Origin of the sequence: Anaerococcoides asporogena, assembly GCF_029590275.1 — a bacterium.
Lineage (GTDB): Bacteria > Bacillota > Clostridia > Clostridiales > Clostridiaceae > JG1575.
Genome location: NZ_CP120965.1, coordinates 1,833,432 through 1,856,557 on the forward strand (window position 1 = coordinate 1,833,432; position 23,126 = coordinate 1,856,557).

At 52.2% G+C, this 23,126-nt stretch carries 21 protein-coding genes; 20 read left to right on the top strand and 1 reads right to left on the bottom strand.

Going from position 1 to position 23,126, the window contains the following annotated elements; all coding sequences use genetic code 11:
• Nucleotides 1–52: 52 nt before the first annotated feature.
• From P6M73_RS08595 to udk, 6 genes are all read left to right on the top strand, one after another.
• Complete coding sequence (locus tag P6M73_RS08595) at nucleotides 53–394, top strand: YlbF family regulator (RefSeq protein ID WP_277855693.1); 342 nt, start codon at nucleotides 53–55, stop codon at nucleotides 392–394.
• Nucleotides 395–476: 82 nt separating this feature from the next.
• Nucleotides 477–2,288, top strand: a complete 1,812-nt coding sequence (typA, locus tag P6M73_RS08600; protein ID WP_277855694.1) for a translational GTPase TypA — start codon at nucleotides 477–479, stop codon at nucleotides 2,286–2,288.
• 56 nt (nucleotides 2,289–2,344) lie between these two features.
• The gene (gene mltG / locus P6M73_RS08605) at nucleotides 2,345–3,520 is read left to right on the top strand and encodes an endolytic transglycosylase MltG (RefSeq protein ID WP_277855695.1); all 1,176 of its coding nucleotides are present in this window, start codon (nucleotides 2,345–2,347) and stop codon (nucleotides 3,518–3,520) included.
• A gap of 8 nt (nucleotides 3,521–3,528) precedes the next feature.
• Nucleotides 3,529–4,170, top strand: a complete 642-nt coding sequence (locus tag P6M73_RS08610) for an O-methyltransferase (RefSeq protein ID WP_277855696.1) — start codon at nucleotides 3,529–3,531, stop codon at nucleotides 4,168–4,170.
• A 3-nt stretch (nucleotides 4,171–4,173) separates the two neighbouring features.
• Nucleotides 4,174–5,418 (top strand): peptidase U32 family protein, encoded by a 1,245-nt coding sequence (locus tag P6M73_RS08615; protein ID WP_277855697.1) that lies wholly within the window; start codon nucleotides 4,174–4,176, stop codon nucleotides 5,416–5,418.
• A gap of 141 nt (nucleotides 5,419–5,559) precedes the next feature.
• Nucleotides 5,560–6,180: a uridine kinase gene (gene udk / locus P6M73_RS08620; protein ID WP_277855698.1), complete on the top strand. Its 621-nt coding sequence runs from the start codon at nucleotides 5,560–5,562 to the stop codon at nucleotides 6,178–6,180.
• A 108-nt stretch (nucleotides 6,181–6,288) separates the two neighbouring features.
• Here the strand turns inward: udk and P6M73_RS08625 are convergent, their stop codons facing one another.
• Nucleotides 6,289–6,777 (bottom strand): YbaK/EbsC family protein, encoded by a 489-nt coding sequence (locus P6M73_RS08625; protein ID WP_277855699.1) that lies wholly within the window; start codon nucleotides 6,775–6,777, stop codon nucleotides 6,289–6,291.
• A 448-nt stretch (nucleotides 6,778–7,225) separates the two neighbouring features.
• Here P6M73_RS08625 and P6M73_RS08630 point away from each other — a divergent pair, with 448 nt between their 5' ends.
• The 14 genes from P6M73_RS08630 (at nucleotide 7,226) to P6M73_RS08695 (ending at nucleotide 23,075) form a co-directional block, all read left to right on the top strand.
• Nucleotides 7,226–8,212 carry a type IV pilus twitching motility protein PilT gene (locus tag P6M73_RS08630; RefSeq protein ID WP_277855700.1) on the top strand — a complete coding sequence of 329 codons (987 nt, stop codon included), beginning with the start codon at nucleotides 7,226–7,228 and terminating at the stop codon, nucleotides 8,210–8,212.
• Nucleotides 8,213–8,337: 125 nt separating this feature from the next.
• Nucleotides 8,338–9,609, top strand: coding sequence for a glycosyltransferase family 2 protein (locus P6M73_RS08635; RefSeq protein WP_277855701.1), 1,272 nt, complete (start codon nucleotides 8,338–8,340; stop codon nucleotides 9,607–9,609).
• A 303-nt stretch (nucleotides 9,610–9,912) separates the two neighbouring features.
• Nucleotides 9,913–11,232, top strand: coding sequence for a cell division FtsA domain-containing protein (locus P6M73_RS08640; RefSeq protein WP_277855702.1), 1,320 nt, complete (start codon nucleotides 9,913–9,915; stop codon nucleotides 11,230–11,232).
• A gap of 11 nt (nucleotides 11,233–11,243) precedes the next feature.
• Nucleotides 11,244–12,404: a cell division protein FtsZ gene (gene ftsZ / locus P6M73_RS08645; protein WP_277855703.1), complete on the top strand. Its 1,161-nt coding sequence runs from the start codon at nucleotides 11,244–11,246 to the stop codon at nucleotides 12,402–12,404.
• Nucleotides 12,405–12,451: 47 nt separating this feature from the next.
• Entirely contained in the window at nucleotides 12,452–12,922 is a 471-nt protein-coding gene (gene nrdR, locus P6M73_RS08650) for a transcriptional regulator NrdR (RefSeq protein ID WP_277852654.1), read from the top strand.
• Between the two features lie 177 nt (nucleotides 12,923–13,099).
• Nucleotides 13,100–13,801: a response regulator gene (locus P6M73_RS08655; protein WP_277852655.1), complete on the top strand. Its 702-nt coding sequence runs from the start codon at nucleotides 13,100–13,102 to the stop codon at nucleotides 13,799–13,801.
• 443 nt (nucleotides 13,802–14,244) lie between these two features.
• On the top strand, nucleotides 14,245–15,519 hold the full coding sequence (locus P6M73_RS08660) for a HAMP domain-containing sensor histidine kinase (RefSeq protein WP_489666500.1): 1,275 nt from the start codon (nucleotides 14,245–14,247) through the stop codon (nucleotides 15,517–15,519).
• A gap of 293 nt (nucleotides 15,520–15,812) precedes the next feature.
• Nucleotides 15,813–16,775, top strand: coding sequence for a PstS family phosphate ABC transporter substrate-binding protein (locus tag P6M73_RS08665; protein WP_277852657.1), 963 nt, complete (start codon nucleotides 15,813–15,815; stop codon nucleotides 16,773–16,775).
• 285 nt (nucleotides 16,776–17,060) lie between these two features.
• Complete coding sequence (pstC, locus tag P6M73_RS08670; RefSeq protein WP_277852658.1) at nucleotides 17,061–17,966, top strand: phosphate ABC transporter permease subunit PstC; 906 nt, start codon at nucleotides 17,061–17,063, stop codon at nucleotides 17,964–17,966.
• A 1-nt stretch (nucleotide 17,967) separates the two neighbouring features.
• A complete protein-coding gene (gene pstA / locus P6M73_RS08675) occupies nucleotides 17,968–18,879 on the top strand; it encodes a phosphate ABC transporter permease PstA (RefSeq protein WP_277852659.1) in 912 nt (303 codons plus the stop codon).
• Nucleotides 18,880–18,891: 12 nt separating this feature from the next.
• Nucleotides 18,892–19,647 carry a phosphate ABC transporter ATP-binding protein PstB gene (pstB, locus tag P6M73_RS08680; RefSeq protein ID WP_277852660.1) on the top strand — a complete coding sequence of 252 codons (756 nt, stop codon included), beginning with the start codon at nucleotides 18,892–18,894 and terminating at the stop codon, nucleotides 19,645–19,647.
• The gene (gene pstB / locus P6M73_RS08685) at nucleotides 19,647–20,525 is read left to right on the top strand and encodes a phosphate ABC transporter ATP-binding protein PstB (RefSeq protein ID WP_277852661.1); all 879 of its coding nucleotides are present in this window, start codon (nucleotides 19,647–19,649) and stop codon (nucleotides 20,523–20,525) included. The genes pstB (P6M73_RS08680) and pstB (P6M73_RS08685) overlap by 1 nt, the downstream gene beginning before the upstream one ends.
• 15 nt (nucleotides 20,526–20,540) lie before the next feature.
• Nucleotides 20,541–21,197 carry a phosphate signaling complex protein PhoU gene (phoU, locus tag P6M73_RS08690; protein WP_277852662.1) on the top strand — a complete coding sequence of 219 codons (657 nt, stop codon included), beginning with the start codon at nucleotides 20,541–20,543 and terminating at the stop codon, nucleotides 21,195–21,197.
• Between the two features lie 510 nt (nucleotides 21,198–21,707).
• A complete protein-coding gene (locus P6M73_RS08695) occupies nucleotides 21,708–23,075 on the top strand; it encodes a DUF512 domain-containing protein (RefSeq protein ID WP_277852663.1) in 1,368 nt (455 codons plus the stop codon).
• Nucleotides 23,076–23,126: the final 51 nt, after the last annotated feature.

The following is a 23,126-nucleotide window of genomic DNA, read 5'->3' on the forward strand; positions in this document are numbered from 1 at the left end:
GAAAAATATCAAAGATATGAAAAATATCAAAGATCGGGGAGGATCATACCAAATGACCAACGTACATGATAAGGCCCATGAACTGGCCAGCGCCATGAAGCAGGACGAGACGGTGATCGCCTACCGCGAAGCCGTTCAGAAAATTGAGCAGGATGAAGCCAAGAAACGGATGGTGGAAGATTTCCGCTCCGTCCAGTTTGCCGCTTATCAGGATAAAATGACCACTGGAGAAGTATCTGCCAAGACCAAAGAGCAGATGGAGAACCTGGTTTCGGTCATCACCCTGAATCCGGAAATTTCCAGCTACCTGGAAATTGAACAGCGGTTTTCGATTCTGTTCAATGACATCATGAAAATCATCAACGAAGCCATTGGTGTTGACATCATCGGTTAATCCATACAACATGCAAAATTGGATACCCTGTATCTGGAGTATCCAATTTTTGTGTTGATCTTTCCACACACCAGGAGGAACTATGTACACAAGAGAAGATATCAGAAATATAGCGATCATTGCCCACGTTGACCACGGCAAGACCACGCTGGTGGATGCGCTGCTGCGGCAGAGTCACACCTTCCGTGAAAATGAAAAAGTGGCCGAACGGGTCATGGATTCCAATGACCTTGAACGCGAACGCGGCATTACGATCCTGAGCAAGAACACATCCGTAAAATACCAGAATCATACCATCAATATCGTGGATACCCCCGGCCATGCCGATTTCGGCGGAGAGGTCGAGCGCGTCCTGAAGATGGTCGACTCCGTACTCCTGGTCGTGGATTCCTATGAAGGACCGATGCCGCAGACGAAGTTCGTCTTGAAGAAGGCTCTGGAACTGGGACACGATCCCATCGTTCTGATCAATAAGATTGACCGCAAGGATGCCCGCCCCAACGAAGTCATCAACGAAGTCTTTGACCTGTTCCTGGAACTGGGCGCATCGGACGAGCAGTGCGACTTCACGGTCCTTTATGCCTCGGCCCGGGAAGGCTATGCCAGCTTTGAAGCCAATGAGCCGGGAAGTGACATGACGCCCGTATTCGATACGATCCTGAGCAAGGTCAAAGCGCCCCAGGGCGACCTGGAAGGCCCGCTTCAGCTTCTTGTTTCCACCCTGGACTCCTCCGAGTACATGGGCAAGCTGGCCATCGGCAAGATTGAACGGGGTCGCATCCGCAAGAACATAAATGTGGCGATCATGAACCGGGATGGTCGGATCGTCAAAAATACCGTGTCCGCTCTGTTTGTCAATGAGGGACTCAAGCGCGTGGAAGCCCAGGAAGCCAGCCTTGGCGACATTGTTGCCATTGCCGGCCTTGGCAGCGTCAGCATCGGAGATACCATTGCCGACGCTCAGAATCCGGAAGCACTGCCCTTCATGCACATCGACGAGCCGACGCTGTCCATGAACTTCATGGTCAACGACTCGCCCTTTGCCGGACGGGAAGGCGATTTTGTTACGTCCCGCCATCTGCGCGACCGCCTGATGCGTGAGATCGAGACCAATGTATCCATGCGCGTGAAGGAACTCTCGCCGGATACTTTTGAAGTGTCAGGCCGCGGAGAACTGCATCTGTCCATTCTTCTGGAAACCATGCGCCGCGAAGGCTATGAACTGCAGGTTTCCAAGCCGTCCGTTATCTTCAAGGAAGTAGACGGCAGAAAAATGGAGCCCATGGAATATCTGACCATCGACGTACCGGAAGAATACGTCGGGCCGGTCATGGAAAAGCTCGGACCGCGCAAGGCTGAGATGACCAACATGACTTCCTCGGTCAATGGCTATACCCGCCTGGAATTCGATATTCCGGCCCGCGGCCTCATCGGCTTCCGGAATGAATTCATGACGGACACCCGGGGCAACGGCATCATGAACCATGTGTTCAAGGGCTACGGTCCTTACAAGGGTGACATTCAGGAACGCTCGCGCGGTTCACTGGTCGTGTTTGAAACCGGCGAAGCCATTACCTACGGACTGTTCAACGCTCAGGAACGCGGTACGCTCTTCATCAACGCGGGCATGGAAGTCTATGCCGGCATGATCTGCGGCGAATGCTCCCGGGCCGAGGACATTGAAGTCAATGTCTGCAAGAAAAAGCACCTGTCCAACACCCGGTCTTCGGGTTCGGACGAGGCGCTGAAACTCACCACTCCCCGAGTCATGAGCCTGGAAAATTGTCTGGAGTTCGTCAATAACGATGAACTGGTTGAAATTACCCCGAAAACCATTCGCATGAGAAAACGGATCCTTGATACGACCATGCGCAAGCGGGCTGCCCGGAAATAGAGTAAACCCATCGCGGCTTGGCCGTGAAATCATTAGAGCGGATCAGGTGATTCTTTGTGAAAAAAGTACTCGTAACCTTGTTGATCGTCATACTCCTTCTGGGGGGAACTATTTTTGGTTCCCTCTACGTCTATCATTCCAATGCCGGTGCTCCCCTGCAGGGGGCTTCAGATCCACTGTCCATTCTGGTGCGGGATCAGGAGTCGCTCTATCAGGTCGTGGATCAGCTGGCGGCAGACGGTGTGCTGAAAAATGCCTGGCTGAGTAAGCTCTACTACCGGCTGTCCGGGCTGAATCTGGACATCGAGCCGGGCCGGCATGAAGTGGCTCTGACCGGATCGCTGAAGGATCTTCTGGATGCCCTGAAGCAGGAAAATCTGGACAATGTCCGGGTTACGCTGCCCGAAGGGTTTACCATTGCCAATATGGCAGCCCGATTCGACAAGTCGGGCCTCGTTACGAAAGATGAATTTCTGAACGCGGTGGAAGCGTTCACCCCGCCGGACTATGTGCCGGTCAAGGGCGAACGGCGCTACCGAATGGAAGGATACTTGAAACCTGACACCTATACCTTCGCCAGAGGGACAACGGCGGATGCCATCGTTGCCAAGCTCAGCGCGGAGTTCGACCGGAATCTGAAGGCCATCCTGGACCAGAGCGGTCGGACGAACATCACGAGCGCGGATTACGATGCCATCATCAACAAGGCAGCCATGATCGAACGGGAGACCAACAATGCTGATGAACGCGCCCTGGTCGCGTCGGTCATTGAAAACCGGCTGGCCATCGACATGAAGCTGCAGCTGGACGCGACCATCCTGTATGCCCTGGGCGTGGATTCCAAGGCGGTCACCAACCAGGACATGCGCCTGGAGAGCCCGTTCAGCACCTATCATGTCAAAGGCCTGCCGGCCGGTCCGATCTGCAATCCATCCACGGACTCCATCCGGGCCGTCCTGGCGCCGGCTACCACGGACTACATCTACTATGTTCTGAATCCTCAGACAGGCAAACATTTCTTCACCGCTTCCTATGATGAGTTCCTGGCAAAAAAGAAAGAATTTAACGGCGGCGGATCGACCACTCCGGTGACCACGCCTGGGACGCAGCCGGTGGAGACCGAGCCGCAGAATCCTTATCCGGGACCGGTCGGGCTCCCCTTTGAAGTGTTGCCCGCTACCAAGCCGTCTCAGACGACTGCGCCCACCACAACCACTCCATCAGTACCCTAGGAGGACCCATGAGCATCACGGATCCACAAACAAAACAATATCTCCGGGAAATCGCCGCGCTCAAAGGCGACCCCAGGCTCACCGCCCTCGAAGAGTATGCCTCGCGCCGCTTCATTCCCATCATCCACAAGGAAGCGGCCGATTGTCTGCTCTATTTTTTGCGTACGCAGAAAGCCGGACGCGTTCTGGAACTGGGTGCAGCCATGGGGTACTCCGCCATTGTCATGGCCGGAGCATCCCCTGAAATAACGATCGATACCATTGAGCGGGACCCCGGCATGATTGCCCTGGCCCGGCAGAATATCAAGGCCTTCGGTCTGGATGATCGCATCACTCTGCACGAGGGGGACATCCTCCAGGTGCTGGACGATCTGACCGGTCCCTATGACTTTGTCTTCATCGATGCCGGCAAGAGCCATTATCGCGAGTACCTGGAAAAAATTTTGCAGCTGATCTCACCCGGGGCGATGATCATCTGCGACAACATTCTGGTTCGAGGTCTGATTGCGCACGAAGGCGTGGAGCGCAAGCACTCCACCATTATCATGAACATGCGGCAGTTTATCGAGGAGGTTTCTCAGGACGAGCGGTTCCATTCCATGGTGCTGCCGGTGGGAGACGGACTTCTCATTATCAAATGTAAGGAATAAGCGATGAATCGAAATACGAAACCTGAACTTCTGGCTCCAGCCGGAAGCCTGTCCAAATTAAAAGTTGCGATCGACTACGGCGCCGACGCGGTCTACCTGGGCGGAAACCGCCTGAATCTGCGGGCTTTTGCCGACAATTTCTCCGATGCGGAGATGCAGGAAGGCATCGAGTACGCTCACAGCCGGGGGCGCAAGGTCTACATGACGCTGAACGTGTTCCCGCACAACGAAGATCTCGAGGGGCTGGAGGACTACCTGCGCAGCGTCCGGGACCTGGGCATCGATGCCCTGATTGTGTCGGACCCGGGCATCATCATGACCTGCCGGGAAGTCATTCCCGAGATGGAGCTCCATCTGTCCACCCAGGCCAACAACGTCAACTACCGTTCTGCCATGTTCTGGCACCAAAACGGAGTGAAACGGATCGTTCTGGCCCGGGAGCTGACCCTGGAGGAAATCCGCGATCTCATTGCCAGAACGCCGGATACGCTGGAAATTGAAGCCTTTGTGCACGGCTCCATGTGCATGGCCTACTCCGGCCGCTGCCTGTTGTCCAGCTACATGGTGGGCCGTGACGCCAATCGCGGCGAATGCGCCCAGCCCTGCCGCTACAAGTACTACCTGGTCGAAGAAAAGCGGCTGGATCAGCCGATGGAAATTCTCGAAGACGAACGGGGCACCTACATCATGAACTCCAAGGACCTGTGCATGATCCAGCACATTCCCGAGCTGATGGAATCCGGCATTGTATCCTTCAAGATCGAGGGCCGGATGAAGTCTGAGTATTATGTCGCAGCCATCGTCAAGGCCTATCGCGCCGCCATGGATGCCTATCTGGCCGACCCGGCCAATTACCGCTATGACCCCAAATGGATGGAACTGCTGGAAAAGGTCAGCCACCGCAAGTACCATACCGGCTTCTACTTTGGCCGCGGCAACTCGCAGATCTATGAATCCTCGACCTATGTCCGGGATTATGACATCGTCGCTGCCGTTGTCCGCCGGGAAGCGGACGGACGCTATTTCATGCATGAGAAGAACCGCATCTTCCCCAATACGGAAGTGGAGGTGCTGCGCGCCAAAGGCGATGTCTTCCGGACGACGCTCACCAATTTCCGGGATGTAGAGGGCAGCCCCATTGAAGTGGCCAACAAGGCGGCCATGTATTTCAGCTGCGACTGCCCGGATCAGCTGGAAGCAGGGGATCTGATCATTCAGACCACCGGCGAAGTGAAATACGTGTTTTAAGCAAAAGGGGGGTCACAGGACCGCCCTTTTCCTGTAAACTGAAAAGGAAAGCAAGGCTTCCAGAAGCCGCCGGAATGGGCTGAGGCCAACCTGAATTGGCCGAAATTCCGTTCCAAATCAGCCTGATGAGGGGATGTAACAATGAAGAAACCAGTCTTAATCGGAATAACCGGCGGCACCGGATCAGGGAAAAGCACGGTAGCCAACGCCATCTATAACAGCTTCGGTGAAAAATCAATCTGCATGATCTCACAGGATTCCTACTATAAAGATCAGAGCCACCTGTCCTTCGAGGATCGGGTGAAAACCAACTATGACCACCCGATGGCCTTCGATACGGATCTGCTCATCGATCATCTGCAGCGTCTGCTGGCCGGCCAGCCCATCGAAATGCCCACCTATGACTTCACCATCCATAACCGGACCAAAGAGGTCAAAATCGTTGAACCCAGGGACATCATCATTGTGGAAGGCATCCTGGTTCTGGATGACAAGCGCCTGCGCGATCTGCTGGATATCAAGATCTATGTCGACACCGATGCCGATATCCGGATTCTGCGCCGTCTGGTGCGGGACATCGAGGAACGCGGCCGTTCCGTGTCCTCTGTCGTGGACCAGTACCTGTCGGTGGTTCGCCCCATGCACATGCAGTTCACCGAACCGTCCAAGCGCTATGCGGACCTGATCATCCCGGAAGGCGGCCACAATAAAGTTGCCATCGATGTCATGGTGCGCTCAGTCAAAGCCCTCATTGAAGATTAGACCTGCCACTCACAAATTCCACTGACCTAAGAGAAAGCCCGTAAACCTTCGTGCTGAATGGTTTACGGGCTTTCTCTGCTGAATCCGAAGGGGATATCCCGGATGCGGTTATTCTGACAAATCGGTCTCCGGAATTTTGGTCACATCAACCCAGCGACCGTGGGGAATGAACTGATCGAGCTGGGACATGGTCATCTCGATATGGCTGTTGGCGGAGCCGGCAGCCGGATATACCGAAGGGAAGCGCCGCAGGGATTCATCCAGGTATACCTGTACGCCTTCGGGCACGGCGAAGGGGCAGACTCCGCCGGCGGCGTGTCCCGTCAGTTCTTCGGTCCGCTCGAAGGGCAGCATTTTCGCCTTGGTTCCAAACGTATCCTTGTACTTTCGGTTATCCACTCTCGCATCGCCTGCTACGACGACCAGCACAACGCTTTCCCCGACAAAAAACGACAGGGTCTTGGCAATGCGGCATTCTTCCGTACCAATCGCCCGGGCGGCTTCCGGTACCGTACCGGAGGATTCCTCCGTTTCCTGAACGATCTGATCCAGACCGTATTCTCTTAAAAAATATTCCTTTACTCGTTCAACGGACATGTCATTTCCTCATCTTTCCTCACGCGATGTCTGCACCGGACGATTGTCATGGAATCGCTCCGATCGGGCATCGGTTCGTATCGTTCTACCCCTGATTATAGGCAAGTCGGACTGAAAGGGCAATCATCCGCTGATCTTTTCGAAGGGGCAGACGCCAGACTTACTATTGCGACGATTCAGGAGTCGGGCACATCCTGCTTGCCTGGAAAATGATGTCTTTCACCGGTGGGATTCATTTCCGCCAATAAAGCAACGAAGCAGGCAGCGAAACTCCCATCAAGCGGGATGGGACTCAACCCAACACCGATCGAAGGGGATGGATCCACAGGACACTGATCGAAGAAGATGGCTTCACTGGACACTGATCGAAGGAGCTGATGTTCAGACTGTATGAGAAGTTGACTTCAAACCATAATTTCGAGAGTAGATTCTGAAGGAGGAAGTCATTGTGGAGAACAGATTTCATGAACTGCTGACGGCGTGCAGGGGGCGGGGAGTATCAGATATCCTGCTGCGGGAGGATGACGTACTGCATTACCGGCTGCGGGATGAAATATTGCCTGGGACGGGCTGTGTCGGCCGGGAGCTTATGCAGTGGCTGTTTGCATCGATCAGTCCCGGGGAACGGGTGCGGGAGGGGAATGGCAGTCTGGACTCGGATCTGGCCTATGAGTATAAAGGACGATATCGGATCAACCGATATACCTCAGAGGGAAAGCTTTGTGCCACGATCCGGATCATTAAGGATCAGATTCCGACCTTGGCCGAGCTGGGCGTAAATCCAGGGCTGCCGGACCATCTGGCATCGCGTCGGGGGCTAAGTCTGGTGGTAGGGAAAACGGGTTCGGGCAAGAGTACTACCATGGCAGCCGTGCTGTCCGAGCTGCTGCGGGTCCGCCCCTGGCACCTGATTACCCTGGAGGACCCGGTGGAATATCGGCTCGATCCGGGGAAGGGACTGGTCACTCAGCGGGAATCAGGGCGAGATTTTCTGACGTTTCAGGAAGGCATCCGCAGTGCGCTGAGGCAGAGTCCGGATTTCATGATGATTGGTGAAATCCGCGACACTGCCAGCATGCGAGCGGTCCTGGAAGCCGCGGAGGCAGGCATCGGAGTCATTGCCACGCTGCACTCCCTGGGCGCGGGAACGACTCTGGCAAGAATCCTGCAGATGTTTCCCGGGTCCGAGCGGGATTTTGTCCGGTTCCAGCTGGGCGAGACCATCAATTTCATTCAGAGTCAGATTCTGCGAAAAAACGAAAACGGCATGGAACTGGATTATGAACTGCTGCTGGGAACTCAGGCTGTTCGCAACACAATCTCTGAGGGACACTTCAATCAGCTGGAAAATTTGATTTTCCTGGGTCAGCGCCAGGGCATGAGGGGATTTCAAACCCCGAACGATCGAAACCAGGGAGCGAAATTGAACCGCTAATATCCTGAATTTGTCAGTGATTTCATTGTTAAAGTCATCACCAGCTGGGAACTGTGGTATAATAAACCTTGGTTTACCGGATTCTTGAATCGGTGACTTTTTATTTCTTTAAAAGAGGGGATCCAATGGAATTTCTGGGAAGAGCTTTTATAAGCCTGATGCATATTATCAACTATCTGGCGGTAGCCGTTTCATCATATTATATCTTTCTGACACTGTTTTCACTGTATCAGAAAAAGCGTAAACAGCTGGAAGACGGCAATCGGAGATTTGCCGTTGTCATCGCCGCCCATAATGAGTCTCAGGTGATCCGGCAGAGCGTCGAATCCTGCCTGAGGATGGACTATCCCAAAGAGCTGTTCGATGTCTATGTGATTGCAGACAACTGCAATGATAATACGAAAGAAATCGCTTCTCAGGCCGGCGCGGCCGTCTTTGAGCGGTTCAATAAGACAGAAGTCGGGAAGGGATATGCCCTGCAGTGGTTTTTCGACCAGCTGCTGAAAATGAATAAGGGTTATCGGACCTGTGTGATCCTGGATGCCGATAATCTGGTTCACCCCTCATTCCTGAAGGAAATGAACAAGAAGATGAACCAGGGTTACAAAGTTGTTCAAGGGTACCTGGATTCGAAAAACCCGGATGATACGTACCTGACAGGCTGTATTTCCATGGAATTCTGGATCTCCAACCGGATGCTCAAGCTTTCCCGGGACAATCTGGGGCTGTCCGCTCAGCTGGGTGGAACAGGCTTTGCCGTCGATACGGATATTCTGGAGCATTACGGCTGGGATGCGACCTGTCTGACGGAAGATCTCGAGTTTACCTGCAAGCTTTGCCTCAACGGTTACAAGGTCGGCTGGGCGCATGAAGCCATTATCTATGATGAGAAACCATTGACCATGGCAGCCAGCTGGCGCCAGCGCAAGCGCTGGATGCAGGGATTTGCCGACGTCTTTACCCAATATTTCTTCCCGTTAATGAACAAAGGGATCCGGACCGGAAGCATGATCATGATTGACTGTGCCTTTTACTCCATTCAGCCGATCCTTCTGATTATATTCGGGATCAGTGCCGGTTACGGCATCCTGTACAATCTCTACTATCTGCAGGATACCATTCGGCAAATGGCTTTACTGAATCTGGGTCGAATCTTGTCCCTGAAGGAAATGCTCTATGCCGCCGGACAGATTCTGCAGCTGCTGCTGATTCCGTTCATTCTGTGGCTTGATAAGAAACTGAGCCTGCGCAATCTGATGTACTATGCACTCCTGCCGTTGTATATTCCCACCTGGATGCCCATTGCCATCCTGGGAATTCTCCACAAGAACCGAAAAGAGTGGGATCATACGGAACATGTCCGGGCAATCCACATCGACCAGATCGATAAGGTCTGATCAGCGGGTTCGGGCAGAAAAAGCCAGACGAATGTGACTTAATGGTATTATCTAATAAGTACCTGATCAAACCTAAGGTGTGCTCCAAAGGGTAAGAAAGAGTGTAAGCAGGTGTCCGATTCCCGATTCAGGAATTTGCCGCCTGCTTTTTTAAAAACTTATGGTCTAAATTTATGAAAGTATTTTCATTCCGTGACTGAACCATGTATAATGGGATTATTAGCACGTTTACAGCCATTTTGGTTAACATATTTATTTATACATCAACTAAATCGACTGATTGGAGGACAAAGGGGGAGTTTTATGGCAATGGATCAATTTTTAACCGGTCTCGATCTGGGATCGTATTATATCAAAGCATCCGCCATCACCGGACGGAACGGGGACATTATATTTTCAGCTTACGGTGAATCGCACGGGATAGAGGATGGACAGGTGACCGATTCAGTACGCCTCCTGTCATCCATTCGCAGTGTACTGCGCCAGCTTGAAATCAAGACCGGAGCGCCGGTGACCGACGTTTTTCTGAACGTTGATACGGCTTACACCAGACAGGAGTCAAGCAGAGGATCTGCCGGACTCAAACAGGGTACGGTCTCTGAAAAAGACATGCTCAATGCAGTAAAGAGTTCCATGCGGGTGGCCAAAACCTCGGAGGAACGGATCTGTGACGTGCTGATCGGTGACTACAAGGTGGACGGCGTCGGGTATGCCAATCCCGTCGGAGCCAAGGGCGGTCTCATTGACGTTACATCCCAGACGATTCTGTGTGATGAGTCAACACTGGAAGGCCAGGCCAGAGTCCTGGACAATGACGGAATCCGCGTCATCGGCACCGGGCTGTCCGTGCACGGCATGGCCAATCTTATGATGACCAGAAGCCAGCGGTACCACGGAGCGCTCCTGATCGATTCCGGCCACCGCAAAACGGACCTGGTTGTGCTGAGAAACAACCGGATTGTTTACTCGGAAACCATCCCTCTGGGGGGGCGCAATATTACCAAGGACTTATCCATTGTTCTGAAAATCAGCATGAATGAAGCCGAAGAATTGAAAAAGCAGTTCGGCACCGGCCAGCTCAGCAAGAACCATCCCAAGTTCGACCTGATCCGGGAAGTCGTATCCGCCCGGGCCACGGAAATCGTCGGATTGTGCCGCAAAGCTTTCCAGAATTATCCGCAGTGGAATGAAATTGATATGGCTCTGGTCTACGGCGGCGGACTTTGCGGGTTTGCTCAGATCGAGGAACTGGTAGAAGATGGGATTCCAATATCCACAAATTACATTACATCTGATATAATCAAGAGCGACGACATTTTTTCCCTGAATGCCACTGGCGTAGCTTATAATATGATCCATGAGCTGCAATCGGTGCTTATTGCACAGATGTGCGAAAAAGAGGATGAGCTGGAAGAAGCGGATGAATCCGCCGGCGCCTACTTCTCCGTATTTGACAAGGTCCGCCAGAAGGCGACAAAGTCCGTGAAAGAGATCATCGGGCTGGATGAGGAAGACGAAGCGGTCGAACCGACGCGCCGTCCCAAAACTCATGATGATTTCAGGAAAAAAGCCAGCGAAAACAGTTTCGGCACAAAATTAAAAAAATTATTCGGAATAGAATAGGGGGATTAAGGATGTTAGATTTTGATCTTGAAGTAACAGGCCCGGCAAATATAAAAGTAGTTGGATGCGGTGGCGGCGGAAACAATGCGGTTAACCGCATGATCATGGAAGGACTTGCCAACGTTGACTTTATTTCAGTCAACACGGACAAGCAGGCGCTGTCCCAGTCCAACGCGTCACATAAAATCCAGATCGGTGAAAAGCTCACCAAGGGTCTTGGCGCTGGAGCCAATCCGGAAATCGGACAGAAAGCGGCGGAAGAGTCCAAGGAAGAAATTGAATCCGCACTCAAAGGGGCCGACATGGTCTTTATAACGGCCGGTATGGGCGGCGGAACCGGAACCGGTGCTGCACCCATTGTTGCGGAGATCGCAAAATCCATGGGCATCCTGACCGTGGGCGTAGTTACCAAACCCTTCCATTTCGAAGGAAAAGCCAGAATGAAGAATGCCGAAATCGGCATTGAAAACCTCAAGAGCAAAGTGGACTCACTGGTTACCATCCCCAATGAGCGCCTGCTTCTGATTGTCGATAAGAAAACTTCCTTCAAGGAAGCTTTCCGCAAGGCGGATGAAGTCCTGCACCAGGGCGTTCAGGGAATCACTGACCTGATCACAGACAACGGACTGATCAACCTGGACTTCAATGACGTTCGCGCCATTATGCTCAACCGCGGCGTTGCCCACATGGGCGTCGGCTACGGCAAGGGCGACAACAAGGCAACGGATGCCGTCAAGGCTGCCATTTCCTCCCCGCTGCTGGAAACCTCCATCAACGGAGCAACAGGCATTCTGCTCAATGTGACGGGCGGAGAAGACCTGTCTCTGCTGGAAATCAATGAAGCGGCCGAAGTCGTTAAGGAAGCCGCTGACCCGGATGCCAACATCATCTTTGGTGCGGTCATCGATCCGGAACTGAATGACGAAGTCAAAATCACGGTTCTCGCAACCGGATTCGAAAAGGATTTTAAGTCCCAAAAGGCGCAGGTCTCCGAGAAGAAGGAAGAGGCCAAGCCCTTTGCCGCCAAGCCGGCAGAACGGGCAGAAGCTCCGTCCTACCGCAGTGAATCATCCTACCGGGATGAATCCAGACGGCCGGAACCAACCTATCGTCCGGAAGAAGAAGAGGAAGAACAGATCGAAATCCCTGCATTCCTCAGAAATCGCAGATAACAAGCATCACTTTGGATCCTGACCATCGATAAGAGGGAGTAAGGAATATGAAATGCCCTTATTGCGGTTACCTCGAGAGCAAAGTCATTGATACCAGACCGACTGAAGATGGATCTTCCATCCGCCGCCGGCGCGAATGCCTGGACTGCACCCGACGGTACACGACCTACGAGAAAGTTGAAACATTACCGATCCTGGTCATCAAGAAAGATGAATCCAGAGAACCGTTTGATAAGAACAAGATCATCAGCGGCCTGGTGCGGGCGACTCAGAAGCGTCCGGTGTCCATGCAGCAGATGGAGAATCTTGCCGACGACATTGAGCGCAGCATCTCCAATAAAATGATCTCGGAAGTCACCACGGATGAAATCGGCAACATGGTGATGGAGCGGCTGAAAACCGTGGACGAGGTGGCATATGTTCGCTTTGCTTCCGTGTATCGGCAGTTCAAGGACATCAGTACTTTCTTCGAGGAGATCAAATCCCTGATGGGGAAAGAAATGGATCCAATGGAATAAGAATCCCCCTGAAAATCACCGGCTGATGCGTCAGCCGGTGATTTTCCGTTTCAAAGGGTTTTGAACGGGGCATCTGCCCGAGAAATCTTGTTAAAAAAAGGTTAAGTGCGCAGGAAGCGTTGGTAAAATGCCAGTCGGTATGATAACTTAAAGCTAGAATAACAGGAGGATCCCACCATGGCAGAAAAAATACTCATCATTGACGATGAAGAACATATTATTGAACTGATCCGTTATAATCTGGAAGCATCCGGTTATACGACGAGTTCAGCCGGCAACGGCATTGACGGCCTCATGCTGGCAAAACAGGAGAAACCGGATTTAATTCTTCTGGATCTCATGCTGCCCGGACTGGACGGACTGGAAGTCTGCAAGCGGATGCGCTCAGACGACCAGCTTAAGTCCGTCCCCATTATCATGCTCACCGCCAAGTCCGAGGAAATTGACAAAATTCTGGGTCTGGAACTGGGCGCTGACGACTATATCACGAAGCCTTTTTCTGTTCGGGAACTGACGGCCCGCGTCAAAGCAATGCTGCGCCGGGCGAACCCACAGGAACCGCAGGCTGACATCCTGCGGTTCAGTGATGTGGAAGTGGATTTCCTTAAGCATGAAGTCAAGAAGAACGGAATCAAGGTCGAACTGACCCTCAAGGAATTCGAACTGCTTGATATCCTGATGAAGAACAATGGAAAAGTACTGACCCGCGACGTCCTGCTGGATAAAATCTGGGGCTATGAATACGTTGGGGAAACCCGGACGGTCGATGTCCACATCCGCCATCTGCGCCAGAAGCTGGAAGAGGATGACAAGAATCCCCGCCATATTGAGACGGTGCGGGGAATCGGCTATCGCTTCAACAACGACGAAACGCCGTGAAAACCAGGTTTCAGATCGCGCTGATCGCACTGAGCGTGTGTCTTGCCATAGGTGCATCGGTTTTTTTCTATTTTTTCGGTCGAAACCAAATCCATCAGGCAGAGCAAAACCGGCTGTTAACCTCGGCCCGACAGGCCGCCGCAAGCTACGATGGTTCTAATTTTCCGGAGTTGACCAGGACTCTGTCCGAACAGGGAATTCATGGATTTGTGCTCAGGGACAGCCAGATGGTGGCTTCCACGGAAGGCGCGCCAATTCCACTTCTGACCAGCGAGACCTTATTGCGCCTGTTGGATCAGCCCCAGGGAAGCTCCATTCTGGTCAGTGGCGAGACTTCCTATCTGGCAGCATTTGCCACGACTTCTCAAGGGGAACGAATCATTCTGGCAGAACAGGCAAATCGAATTCAGTCGAGTCTGGCTGCTTTGCGCAATGAAACTCTGATGTTAGGAATAATTCTGGTGTTGCTGGGAGCGGGTCTGACGTTGTACCTGTCCCGGAATCTGGCAAAGCCCATTGATCAGCTGACGCTGGCCACTCAGCGCATCGCCGAGGGGGAACTGTCTTACCGGGTTCAGGTCAATGAACTGACGGATCTGGAGCCACTGGCAAATCATTTCAATACCATCGCCGACCGCCTGGAAGGAACAATCCTGGATTCCATGAATCATCAGAACCAGCTGGACGCGATTCTTGGTTCCATGAACTCAGGCGTCATTGCCGTGGATCAGAACAACCGGATCATCATCTTCAATGCCTTTGCCCGCAAAATCTTCGGGATTTACAATGAAGCCATCGGCAAGGACATCCACAGCGTGATCCGCAATACAGATCTTGATCAGATGCTGACCCTGTCCGACCAGTATCAGGAACTGACTTTGAAGCGCACCGGAACGGTCGTCCGCTTCAAGACAACGGAACTGATCACGGATCGGAATTTTCACCGCGGCAAAGTGACCGTACTGTCGGATATCAGCGATCTGAAGAAACTGGAGCAAATGCGCAGCCAGTTTGTGGCCAATGTTTCCCATGAACTCAAAACACCGCTGACCTCCATCAAAGGATTTGCCGAAACCTTGCGCGATGTGGAAAATCCAGCGACACGCAATAAGTTCCTGGATATCATCGATCAGGAAACCGAGCGGCTGAGCCGGCTGATCGAAGATATCTTATCCCTGTCCGCCATTGAGAATCAGGAACGGCGGGGCACCGAGATCATCGATGCCGTGGAAGCCACCGTTTCCGGTCTGCACTTGCTGGAAGTTCAGGCGAAGAACAAGAACATTGACCTGTCGCTGACTGTAAAAGGCGAGCCCGCATTTTTGGGAGATGACGATCTCTATCGGCAGATGCTCATTAATCTGGTGGAGAATGCCATCAAATACTCTGAAGCGCATGCCAAAGTGAAGGTGCGTCTGGAGGAAGAGCAGGACATCATTGTGCTGTCTGTGCAGGATACCGGTCCGGGCATTCCGGAAGAGCACCTGCCGCGGCTGTTTGAACGGTTCTACCGCGTGGATCAGGCTCGAGACCGGGCCAAAGGCGGAACCGGCCTGGGGCTGGCCATTGTCAAGCATATAGCCATCTCATTCGGCGGCTCAATCCAGGTCCAGTCCACCGTCGGAGAAGGCACGACCTTTCTGGTTCAGCTTCCGTCCTACCGTAAACCAAACCGGTCGCCAGGAACTAAAATTCAGGCCATTAAATTCAATGGTTAAACCCAACAGACTGGCGAGCTTGTCAGTCTGTTTTTCAATGACGCAGTGAACCGGTTGAGCTATCTTGCTGTTCAATCCAACGGTTCATTGGCAATGGTACACTCGCTTGAAAGCCATTACCTGTCTTTCGCCCTGTACGGGTCCCATAAGAGGGATCCAGGACAGAAAGCTTTGAACTTAACACATAACTAACAGGAGCAAAACAATTCCAAAACAAGGATGGCTTATCATTGGATTTGTGAGAAAAACACAGTAGAAACGAAATGAGCTGAAATATCAGGAGGAATGAATTAATGAAGAAGAATCGAATTGCAGCAATCCTCGCGTCATGCGTCGTTGCAGCCACAGTAGCAGGATGTACTCCAGCTGCCAATAATACCACTGCCGGCGGAACCACTCCAGGAACCACCGAGGGAACTACAACTTCGGCTCAGCTGACCGGAAAAATTGAAACGGATGGATCGTCCACGGTCTTCCCGCTGTCCGAAGCTGTCATCGAAGAGTACGTCAAAGTTCAGCCAAAGCTGACTGTAACGGCGTCCCCCTCCGGATCTTCAGCGGGGATTGAACGCCTGATCAATGGAGAAATCGACATCGCCGCTTCTTCCAGAAAAATCAAGGACAAGGAAATTGAAACAGCCAAAGCCAAAGGCATTGAGATCGTAGAACTTCAGGTCGGCATCGACGGAATCGCAGTAGTTGCCAATAAGAACAACCCGGTGAATGAAATGACCTTCGAAGACCTGAAAGCGATCTTTGGCAAGGATTCGGTCTTAAAGACCTGGAAGGAAGCCAATGCGGCATTCCCTGATGTTGCGCTGTCCTTGTTCGCTCCTGGTACTTCTTCCGGCACCTATGAGTATTTCACGGAGAAAGCCCTGGAAACGAAAAATGAGCAGAGAGCCTCTGATGTTCAGGTATCAGAAGATGACAATGTACTGGTTACCGGTGTTGCCGGATCCGAAGGCGGTCTTGGTTACTTCGGATTCACCTACTACGAAGAAAACATGGATAAGCTCAAGGCAATGAAAATCAATGGGGTGGAAGCGACTAAGGAAACGATCCTTGACGGAACCTACCCGCTGGGTCGCCCAATCTTCCTTTATGTCAGCAAGAAAGCGGTCGCCGAAAAGCCGGAAGTTAAGGATTTCCTGACCTTCTACCTTGACAATGCGATCCAGCTGGCCGAAGAAGTGCAGATGGTACCGGCTACCCAGGCCACCATTGATGCTTCCAAAGCTGCTCTTACCAAGTAGTATTCATGTTCCCTGACTCCCATCAGTCTACATACTCTCGGGACCCTGCGGGGTCCTTTTTTTCTGGATTTGAAACCCGCTCGGAGAAAATATCAGATCCGGTCCAAAGGAACTGCTGAGAGGGAGACATTTTTGAGAAAAGCAGGGGAAACCGCAGGATCAGCGGTATTCCAAATGAACCGGAAGTGTATTAAACTTAACCTAAGCTTAACAAGAGAAGAATCTTTTCTTTACGTCTGACCAGTAGACTGTATGAGTATGCTTACTGAATATGGAGGAATTTCCATGGAACAACGATCCACTCTGACCGGAAAATCCAGGTTTCGGCTCAATGAAGCCATCATCGAGAACATCATCCGGGTGTTTACCATTGCCACGATCCTGATCACGGCGATGATCATCTATACATTGGTCTCGGAAGCGGCGACTTTCTTCTCACATGTATCTCTCAATCAATTTCTGCTGGAGAATACCTGGCTGCCGCTGTTCAGCCCGGGGCGGTTCGGAATCTGGCCCCTGGTCGTCGGAACCTTCAGCGTGGCGTTTTATTCCATGCTGGTAGCCATTCCACTGGGACTGGGCAGCGCGGTATTCCTGTCGGAATACGCTCACCCCAATGTCCGGGCGGTCATCAAGCCGATCCTTGAGGTGTTGGCGGGGATTCCATCCATTGTTTACGGCTTTTTCGCCCTGAACTATATAACACCGCTGCTGCAGACGCTGGTGCCATCCACTGAAATCTTCAACATCATGTCGGCAGCCATCGCCGTGGGCATGATGATTCTGCCCCTGGTGGCTTCACTGTCAGAGGATGCCATGAACGCGGTTCCCAATGCCATGCGCAACGGAGCCTACGCGCTGGGCGCAACCAAGCTGGAGGTTGCCATGAAGATTGTGATTCCGGCTGCCCGCTCCGGCATTATCTCCTCCTTTATTCTGGCGGTGTCCAGAGCGGTGGGGGAGACCATGATCGTTGCCATTGCTGCCGGATCCAAACCGATGATGACCTTCAACCCATTCAAGTCCATCCAGACGATGACGGGGTACATGGTAGCCACCAGTACCGGAGAGCTTGGAGTAGGCACGATCCAGTACCAGTCCATCTACGCGGTGGGCATTGTGTTGTTCTTAATGACGCTGCTGCTCAATCTGATTGCCCGGCAGTTCGTATCCAATAAACGGAGGGGATAAGATGAATGAACTAAACCAAGCAGCAGCCCCTTCACTGTCCCGGGAGGAAATGGAGGAACAGGCCAATATCAACCGGCGGAAGCGGATCAATTCGATCTGGCACGGTATTTTCTTTGGCTGCACCGTCATTGCCATTATTTTCCTGGCGATGCTGCTTTATCAGATTCTGTCCGTCGGTCTGCCCCACATCAACTGGGAATTTCTGACGAGCTTTCCGTCACGGCGCCCCGGAGCTGCCGGAGTGAAGGCGGCATTGGCCGGTTCCCTCTGGATCATGGGCCTTACGGCCCTTATCTCCTTTCCGCTGGGCGTAGGGGCTGCCATTTATCTGTATGAATATGCCCCGAAGAATCGGCTCACCCGATTCCTGGAACTCAACATCGGCAATCTGGCGGGCGTACCTTCCATTGTCTACGGTATGATCGGCCTCTCCATTTTCGCCAACATCCTGGGCTTTGGCCGAACCCTGATCACCGGTGCCCTGACTCTGTCGCTTCTGATCCTGCCGGTGATTATTACCTCGTCTGTGGAGGCACTCAAAACCGTTCCGGATTCCATGCGTCAGAATGCCCTGGCCCTGGGAGTAACCAAGTGGCAGATGATCACCGGCGTGGTGCTGCCCTTTGCCGCCCCGGGCATAGCAACTGCCTGCATTCTGGCTATTTCCCGCGGCATTGGCGAGGCCGCGCCGCTGCTGGTTGCCGGAGCGGTCGGCATGATCCTGGCCGTACCGACCTCGATCTTTGACCAGTACACGGTGCTGCCCATCCAGATCTATGACTGGACAGGACGCACCTTGAAGGAATTCCACGAAAAAGCATCGGCCGGAATTATCGTCCTTTTGGCCATTCTGTTGTTCTTCAACGTCATGGCAGTCATCATCCGGAAAAAATTCGGCAAACGGTATGAATAGGAGACTAGACCGATGAGCAATATCATTGAAGTAGAACATCTGAATTTCTACTACGGAAACAAACGAGCGCTGGAAGACATCAATATGAAAATCCGGCAGAACCATGTGACAGCCCTGATCGGGCCCTCCGGCTGCGGCAAGTCCACTTTCCTGAGATGTCTGAACCGGATGAATGACCTGATTGATGACACCCGGACCGAAGGCCTGATCCAATACATGGGCGAAGATATCAACGGCTCCCAGGTCAATCTGGTCCATCTGCGCCGGAAAGTCGGCATGATCTTCCAGAAGGCCAATCCGTTTCCCAAAAGCATCTATGAAAATGTCCTTTTTGGGCCAAAGCGTCATCGCCCGATGAAAAAAGCCGAGCAGGATGAACTGGTTGAATCGGCCCTGCGCGGTGCCGCGCTGTGGAACGAAGTCAAGGACACCCTGCACAAGAGTGCCTTTGAATTGTCCGGGGGACAGCAGCAGCGGCTGTCCATCGCTCGCGTCATTGCCGCCCGGCCGGACGTCATTCTGATGGATGAACCCACCTCGGCCCTGGATCCGCTGTCGACCCAGAAAGTGGAAGAACTGGTCCAGGAGCTGAAAGAAAACTATACCATCGTCATCGTTACCCACAACATGCAGCAGGCTGCCCGGATCTCCGATTCCACCGGTTTCTTCCTGAATGGCCGCCTGATTGAGCATGACACCACGAACAACATCTTTTACAATCCGAAGGACAAGAAGACGGAAGACTATATTTCCGGAAGGTTTGGCTAATGGAACAGGAATTACAGGAAAAGTTTAATCAGGCAAAGAGCGTTGACCAAAGTGTTCTGCCCAAAGCCCAGCGGGAAGTGAAAGCCCAGGTGGCGCTGCGGGAACGCAGCCCAGAGGAAATTCCGGGAGAAACCATCATTCGCGTGCGCGAGATGAATTTCTGGTACGACCAGTTTCAGGCGCTGAAGAATCTCAATCTGGATATCCGGGAAAATGAAATCACCGCCCTGATCGGACCGTCCGGCTGCGGGAAATCCACCTTCCTGCGCTGTCTGAATCGCATGAATGATCTGATTCCCAAGACCAGGGTGGAAGGCGCATTGGAATTCAAAGGGCGCGACATCAACCGCGACATGGACATCATGGTGCTGCGCAAGCAGATCGGCATGGTGTTCCAGAAACCCAATCCCTTTGACATGTCCGTCTATGACAACATCGCCTTCGGACCGCGGATCCATGGCATGAAGAAGAAACAGGAGCTGGACGAGCTGGTGGAACGGTCCCTGCGCAAAGCCGCCATCTGGGATGAAATCAAGGATCGGCTTCACGATAACGGTCTGTCCATATCCGGCGGCCAGCAGCAGCGTCTATGCATTGCGCGTACTCTGTCCACAAACCCATCCATTATTCTGATGGATGAACCGACCTCGGCCCTGGATCCGATCTCCACTCAGAAGATCGAAGAGCTGATGGAAGAACTCAAGAAAGAATACACGGTGGTCATCGTTACTCATAACATGCAGCAGGCGGGCCGGACCGCGGACGAAACTGTATTTTTCCTGAATGGTGAAATCGTTGAATCCGGCCGCACCGACAAGATCTTTACCAATCCATTGGACAAACGGACAGAAGAATATATCACGGGCCGATTCGGCTAAGGGAAGGGGCAGCATATGTCAGTTAAAAATATCCAGTCAGGACTTTTAAGCATTAACAATCACCTGGTCCGAATGGCTCTGTTGGCAGAAGAACAGATCAAGGAAGCCATTATCGCGCTTCGGGAAAAGAATGTGACACTGGCCGAGCAGGTCAAAAGCCAGGATGGGATCATCGATGATCTCCAGCGGGTGGTGGAAGACCAGAGCATTAAACTGATCGCGACTCAGCAGCCAGTAGCCGCGGACTTGCGGACTCTGTTTACGACGATTAAAATTGTGACTGATGTCGAGCGCATGGCGGATTATGCCGTTGATATTGCCCGCATCGCCATTCTGCTGAAAGACGAGGACATTTCCGACGCCATGCCAGAAATCGAGCGGATGGCTGAAATCGCCTGTACCATGCTGAGAGAATCCATTGATGCCTATACGGCCAAGGACGATGATCGGGCCTATGAAATCACGAAACTCGATGACGAAGTAGACCGTGGCCTGATGAATCTGGTCAAGCATCTTTATTACGATGCGGCTCAGGTGGAAGAAAGCCGATTTAAGGCTTCGCAGCTGAACTTTGTGGCCAAATACCTGGAACGGATCGGAGATCACGCCACCAATATCTGCGAGTGGACCATCTATATTGTAACCGGTGAGTATGTAGAACTGAATGTCTGATCGGATGCGGACCATCGTACCAGGAGCCATCCGGACGTTTATCTGAATCGGAAGCCAAAAACCTCTGCCACAGCAAACGGCAGAGGTTTCTTACATAATGTGCCATGCCGTAGTACTGGGAAGAGATGAGTCGCCGTTGAGAGTTAACGGTTTTCCTTGTCGGATGCATCCGGATAGTGCTATAATCAGAGGCTGGTCAGATATTATTTCAAATTGTTCAGATTCTCTGAAATGGATCAGAACATATCGAAGGAAAGTCCGGCTGGAACGCAAGAACCAGGCTTGGAGAGACTGAAACGATCATTATAGAGAATCGACGATGACTCTTCAATAATATTTTTCCAAGAATTAATTACATAATATAAATTATGGCAATATAAATTATGGTAAACCTGACGGCTTCTCGAAATTTAATCGAAGCTTTTGATGATTTCAGCTATACAGAGCGTGAATTCACTGTCGTCAGGGAACTGTTTTGATATAATAAGTAGAGAGAAATGAGGTGTTTCCATGAGTTATAACAAACTCATCCAAATTGACGGTAAGCTGGTCGATCCGATCCGGCGCAACGTCATCACCGAAGTAGATAAAAAGAGTCCGGCGGACCGGGCCGGAATTACTGTTGGAGACCGTCTGGTTAAAATCAATGAGGTTCCGGTCAAGGACATATTGGACTATCGCTTCCTGACAGCAGCCGAACGCTTCACGCTGACGATTCAGCGGTCTCAGGGAGAGGAAACCAGGGAATATACGGTATCGATTGAGAAGGAAATGTATGAGGAACTGGGGCTGAATTTTGCCAGCGGCATTATGGACAAAGCCAGCAGCTGCTCAAACAACTGTATTTTCTGTTTTATCGATCAGTTGCCGCCCGGCATGAGAGAAACCCTCTATTTCAAGGATGATGACTCCCGCCTGTCATTTCTTCAGGGTAATTTTGTTACCCTGACCAATATGACCGAAAGCGATATTCGGCGCATCATTAACTACCGCATCAGTCCCATCAATATCTCGGTCCATACCACGAACCCGGAACTGCGGGTTACGATGCTGAACAATCGAGTGGCCGGAAATCTGTATCCTCGGATGCAGCAGCTGGCTGCAGCCCGCATTCAGATGGGCGCTCAGATCGTTCTGGTGCCTGGCTACAATGATGGGGCGGAACTGGAAAGAACGCTCCGCGATCTGGCGGCACTTCATCCGTATGTTACAGGAGTGGCCATCGTTCCGCTGGGTATGACGAAATATCGACAGGGACTGCCAAATCTGATTCCTTTTACTGCTGAATCCTCCAGAGAAGTCATTCATCAGCTGGATGAACTCCAGCAGGAATTCCGTCTGACCACCGGTTCTGAGTTTGCCCGCTGCGCAGATGAGTTTTACTGCATGGCGGGAATTGATGTTCCGGATGAAGATTTCTACGATGGCTACAGTCAGCTGGAAGACGGAATCGGAATGATTCGGCTGTTCCGTGAATCCATCGCCGCGACGCTGGAAGATCTGGCACCGGGCAGCGGAAGTTTCAGCTTCGTCACCGGCACTTCCGCTCATGAAGAGATTCGGCAGGCCGCCGATCAGATTTCTCAGCGCAATCCCCGGCTGGCGATCAATACCCACCGCGTTCTGAACGACTTTTTCGGCCACTCCATTACCGTGGCCGGATTGCTGACCGGACGGGATGTGCTCAATACTCTGAAGCAGGGAACTGTGCATGACCACCTCATTATGCCACGGAATATGTTCCGCTCAGGGGAAGAGCTGATGCTCGACGGCGTGACGATACAGGACCTGGAGCGCGAACTGGATACCAAAGTCCTCATCGTGGATTACACGGGGGAAAACCTTATCGAACAAATGAATCAGGCAATGGCGCCATAACGCCAGGCAGGATATTCCTGGATCCGATCAAGAGATCCTTACTATTAAGAA

Coding starts and splice junctions, on each gene's coding strand:
- typA (WP_277855694.1), top strand. CDS start 477: ATGTACACAAGAGAAGATATCAGAAATATAGCGATCATTGCCCACGTT.
- P6M73_RS08640 (WP_277855702.1), top strand. CDS start 9,913: ATGGCAATGGATCAATTTTTAACCGGTCTCGATCTGGGATCGTATTAT.
- P6M73_RS08610 (WP_277855696.1), top strand. CDS start 3,529: ATGAGCATCACGGATCCACAAACAAAACAATATCTCCGGGAAATCGCC.
- pstC (WP_277852658.1), top strand. CDS start 17,061: ATGGAACAACGATCCACTCTGACCGGAAAATCCAGGTTTCGGCTCAAT.
- pstB (WP_277852661.1), top strand. CDS start 19,647: ATGGAACAGGAATTACAGGAAAAGTTTAATCAGGCAAAGAGCGTTGAC.
- P6M73_RS08665 (WP_277852657.1), top strand. CDS start 15,813: ATGAAGAAGAATCGAATTGCAGCAATCCTCGCGTCATGCGTCGTTGCA.
- phoU (WP_277852662.1), top strand. CDS start 20,541: ATGTCAGTTAAAAATATCCAGTCAGGACTTTTAAGCATTAACAATCAC.
- pstA (WP_277852659.1), top strand. CDS start 17,968: ATGAATGAACTAAACCAAGCAGCAGCCCCTTCACTGTCCCGGGAGGAA.
- udk (WP_277855698.1), top strand. CDS start 5,560: ATGAAGAAACCAGTCTTAATCGGAATAACCGGCGGCACCGGATCAGGG.
- nrdR (WP_277852654.1), top strand. CDS start 12,452: ATGAAATGCCCTTATTGCGGTTACCTCGAGAGCAAAGTCATTGATACC.
- P6M73_RS08595 (WP_277855693.1), top strand. CDS start 53: ATGACCAACGTACATGATAAGGCCCATGAACTGGCCAGCGCCATGAAG.
- P6M73_RS08660 (WP_489666500.1), top strand. CDS start 14,245: ATGTTAGGAATAATTCTGGTGTTGCTGGGAGCGGGTCTGACGTTGTAC.
- P6M73_RS08655 (WP_277852655.1), top strand. CDS start 13,100: ATGGCAGAAAAAATACTCATCATTGACGATGAAGAACATATTATTGAA.
- P6M73_RS08695 (WP_277852663.1), top strand. CDS start 21,708: ATGAGTTATAACAAACTCATCCAAATTGACGGTAAGCTGGTCGATCCG.
- pstB (WP_277852660.1), top strand. CDS start 18,892: ATGAGCAATATCATTGAAGTAGAACATCTGAATTTCTACTACGGAAAC.
- P6M73_RS08635 (WP_277855701.1), top strand. CDS start 8,338: ATGGAATTTCTGGGAAGAGCTTTTATAAGCCTGATGCATATTATCAAC.
- P6M73_RS08615 (WP_277855697.1), top strand. CDS start 4,174: ATGAATCGAAATACGAAACCTGAACTTCTGGCTCCAGCCGGAAGCCTG.
- P6M73_RS08625 (WP_277855699.1), bottom strand. CDS start 6,777: ATGTCCGTTGAACGAGTAAAGGAATATTTTTTAAGAGAATACGGTCTG.
- ftsZ (WP_277855703.1), top strand. CDS start 11,244: ATGTTAGATTTTGATCTTGAAGTAACAGGCCCGGCAAATATAAAAGTA.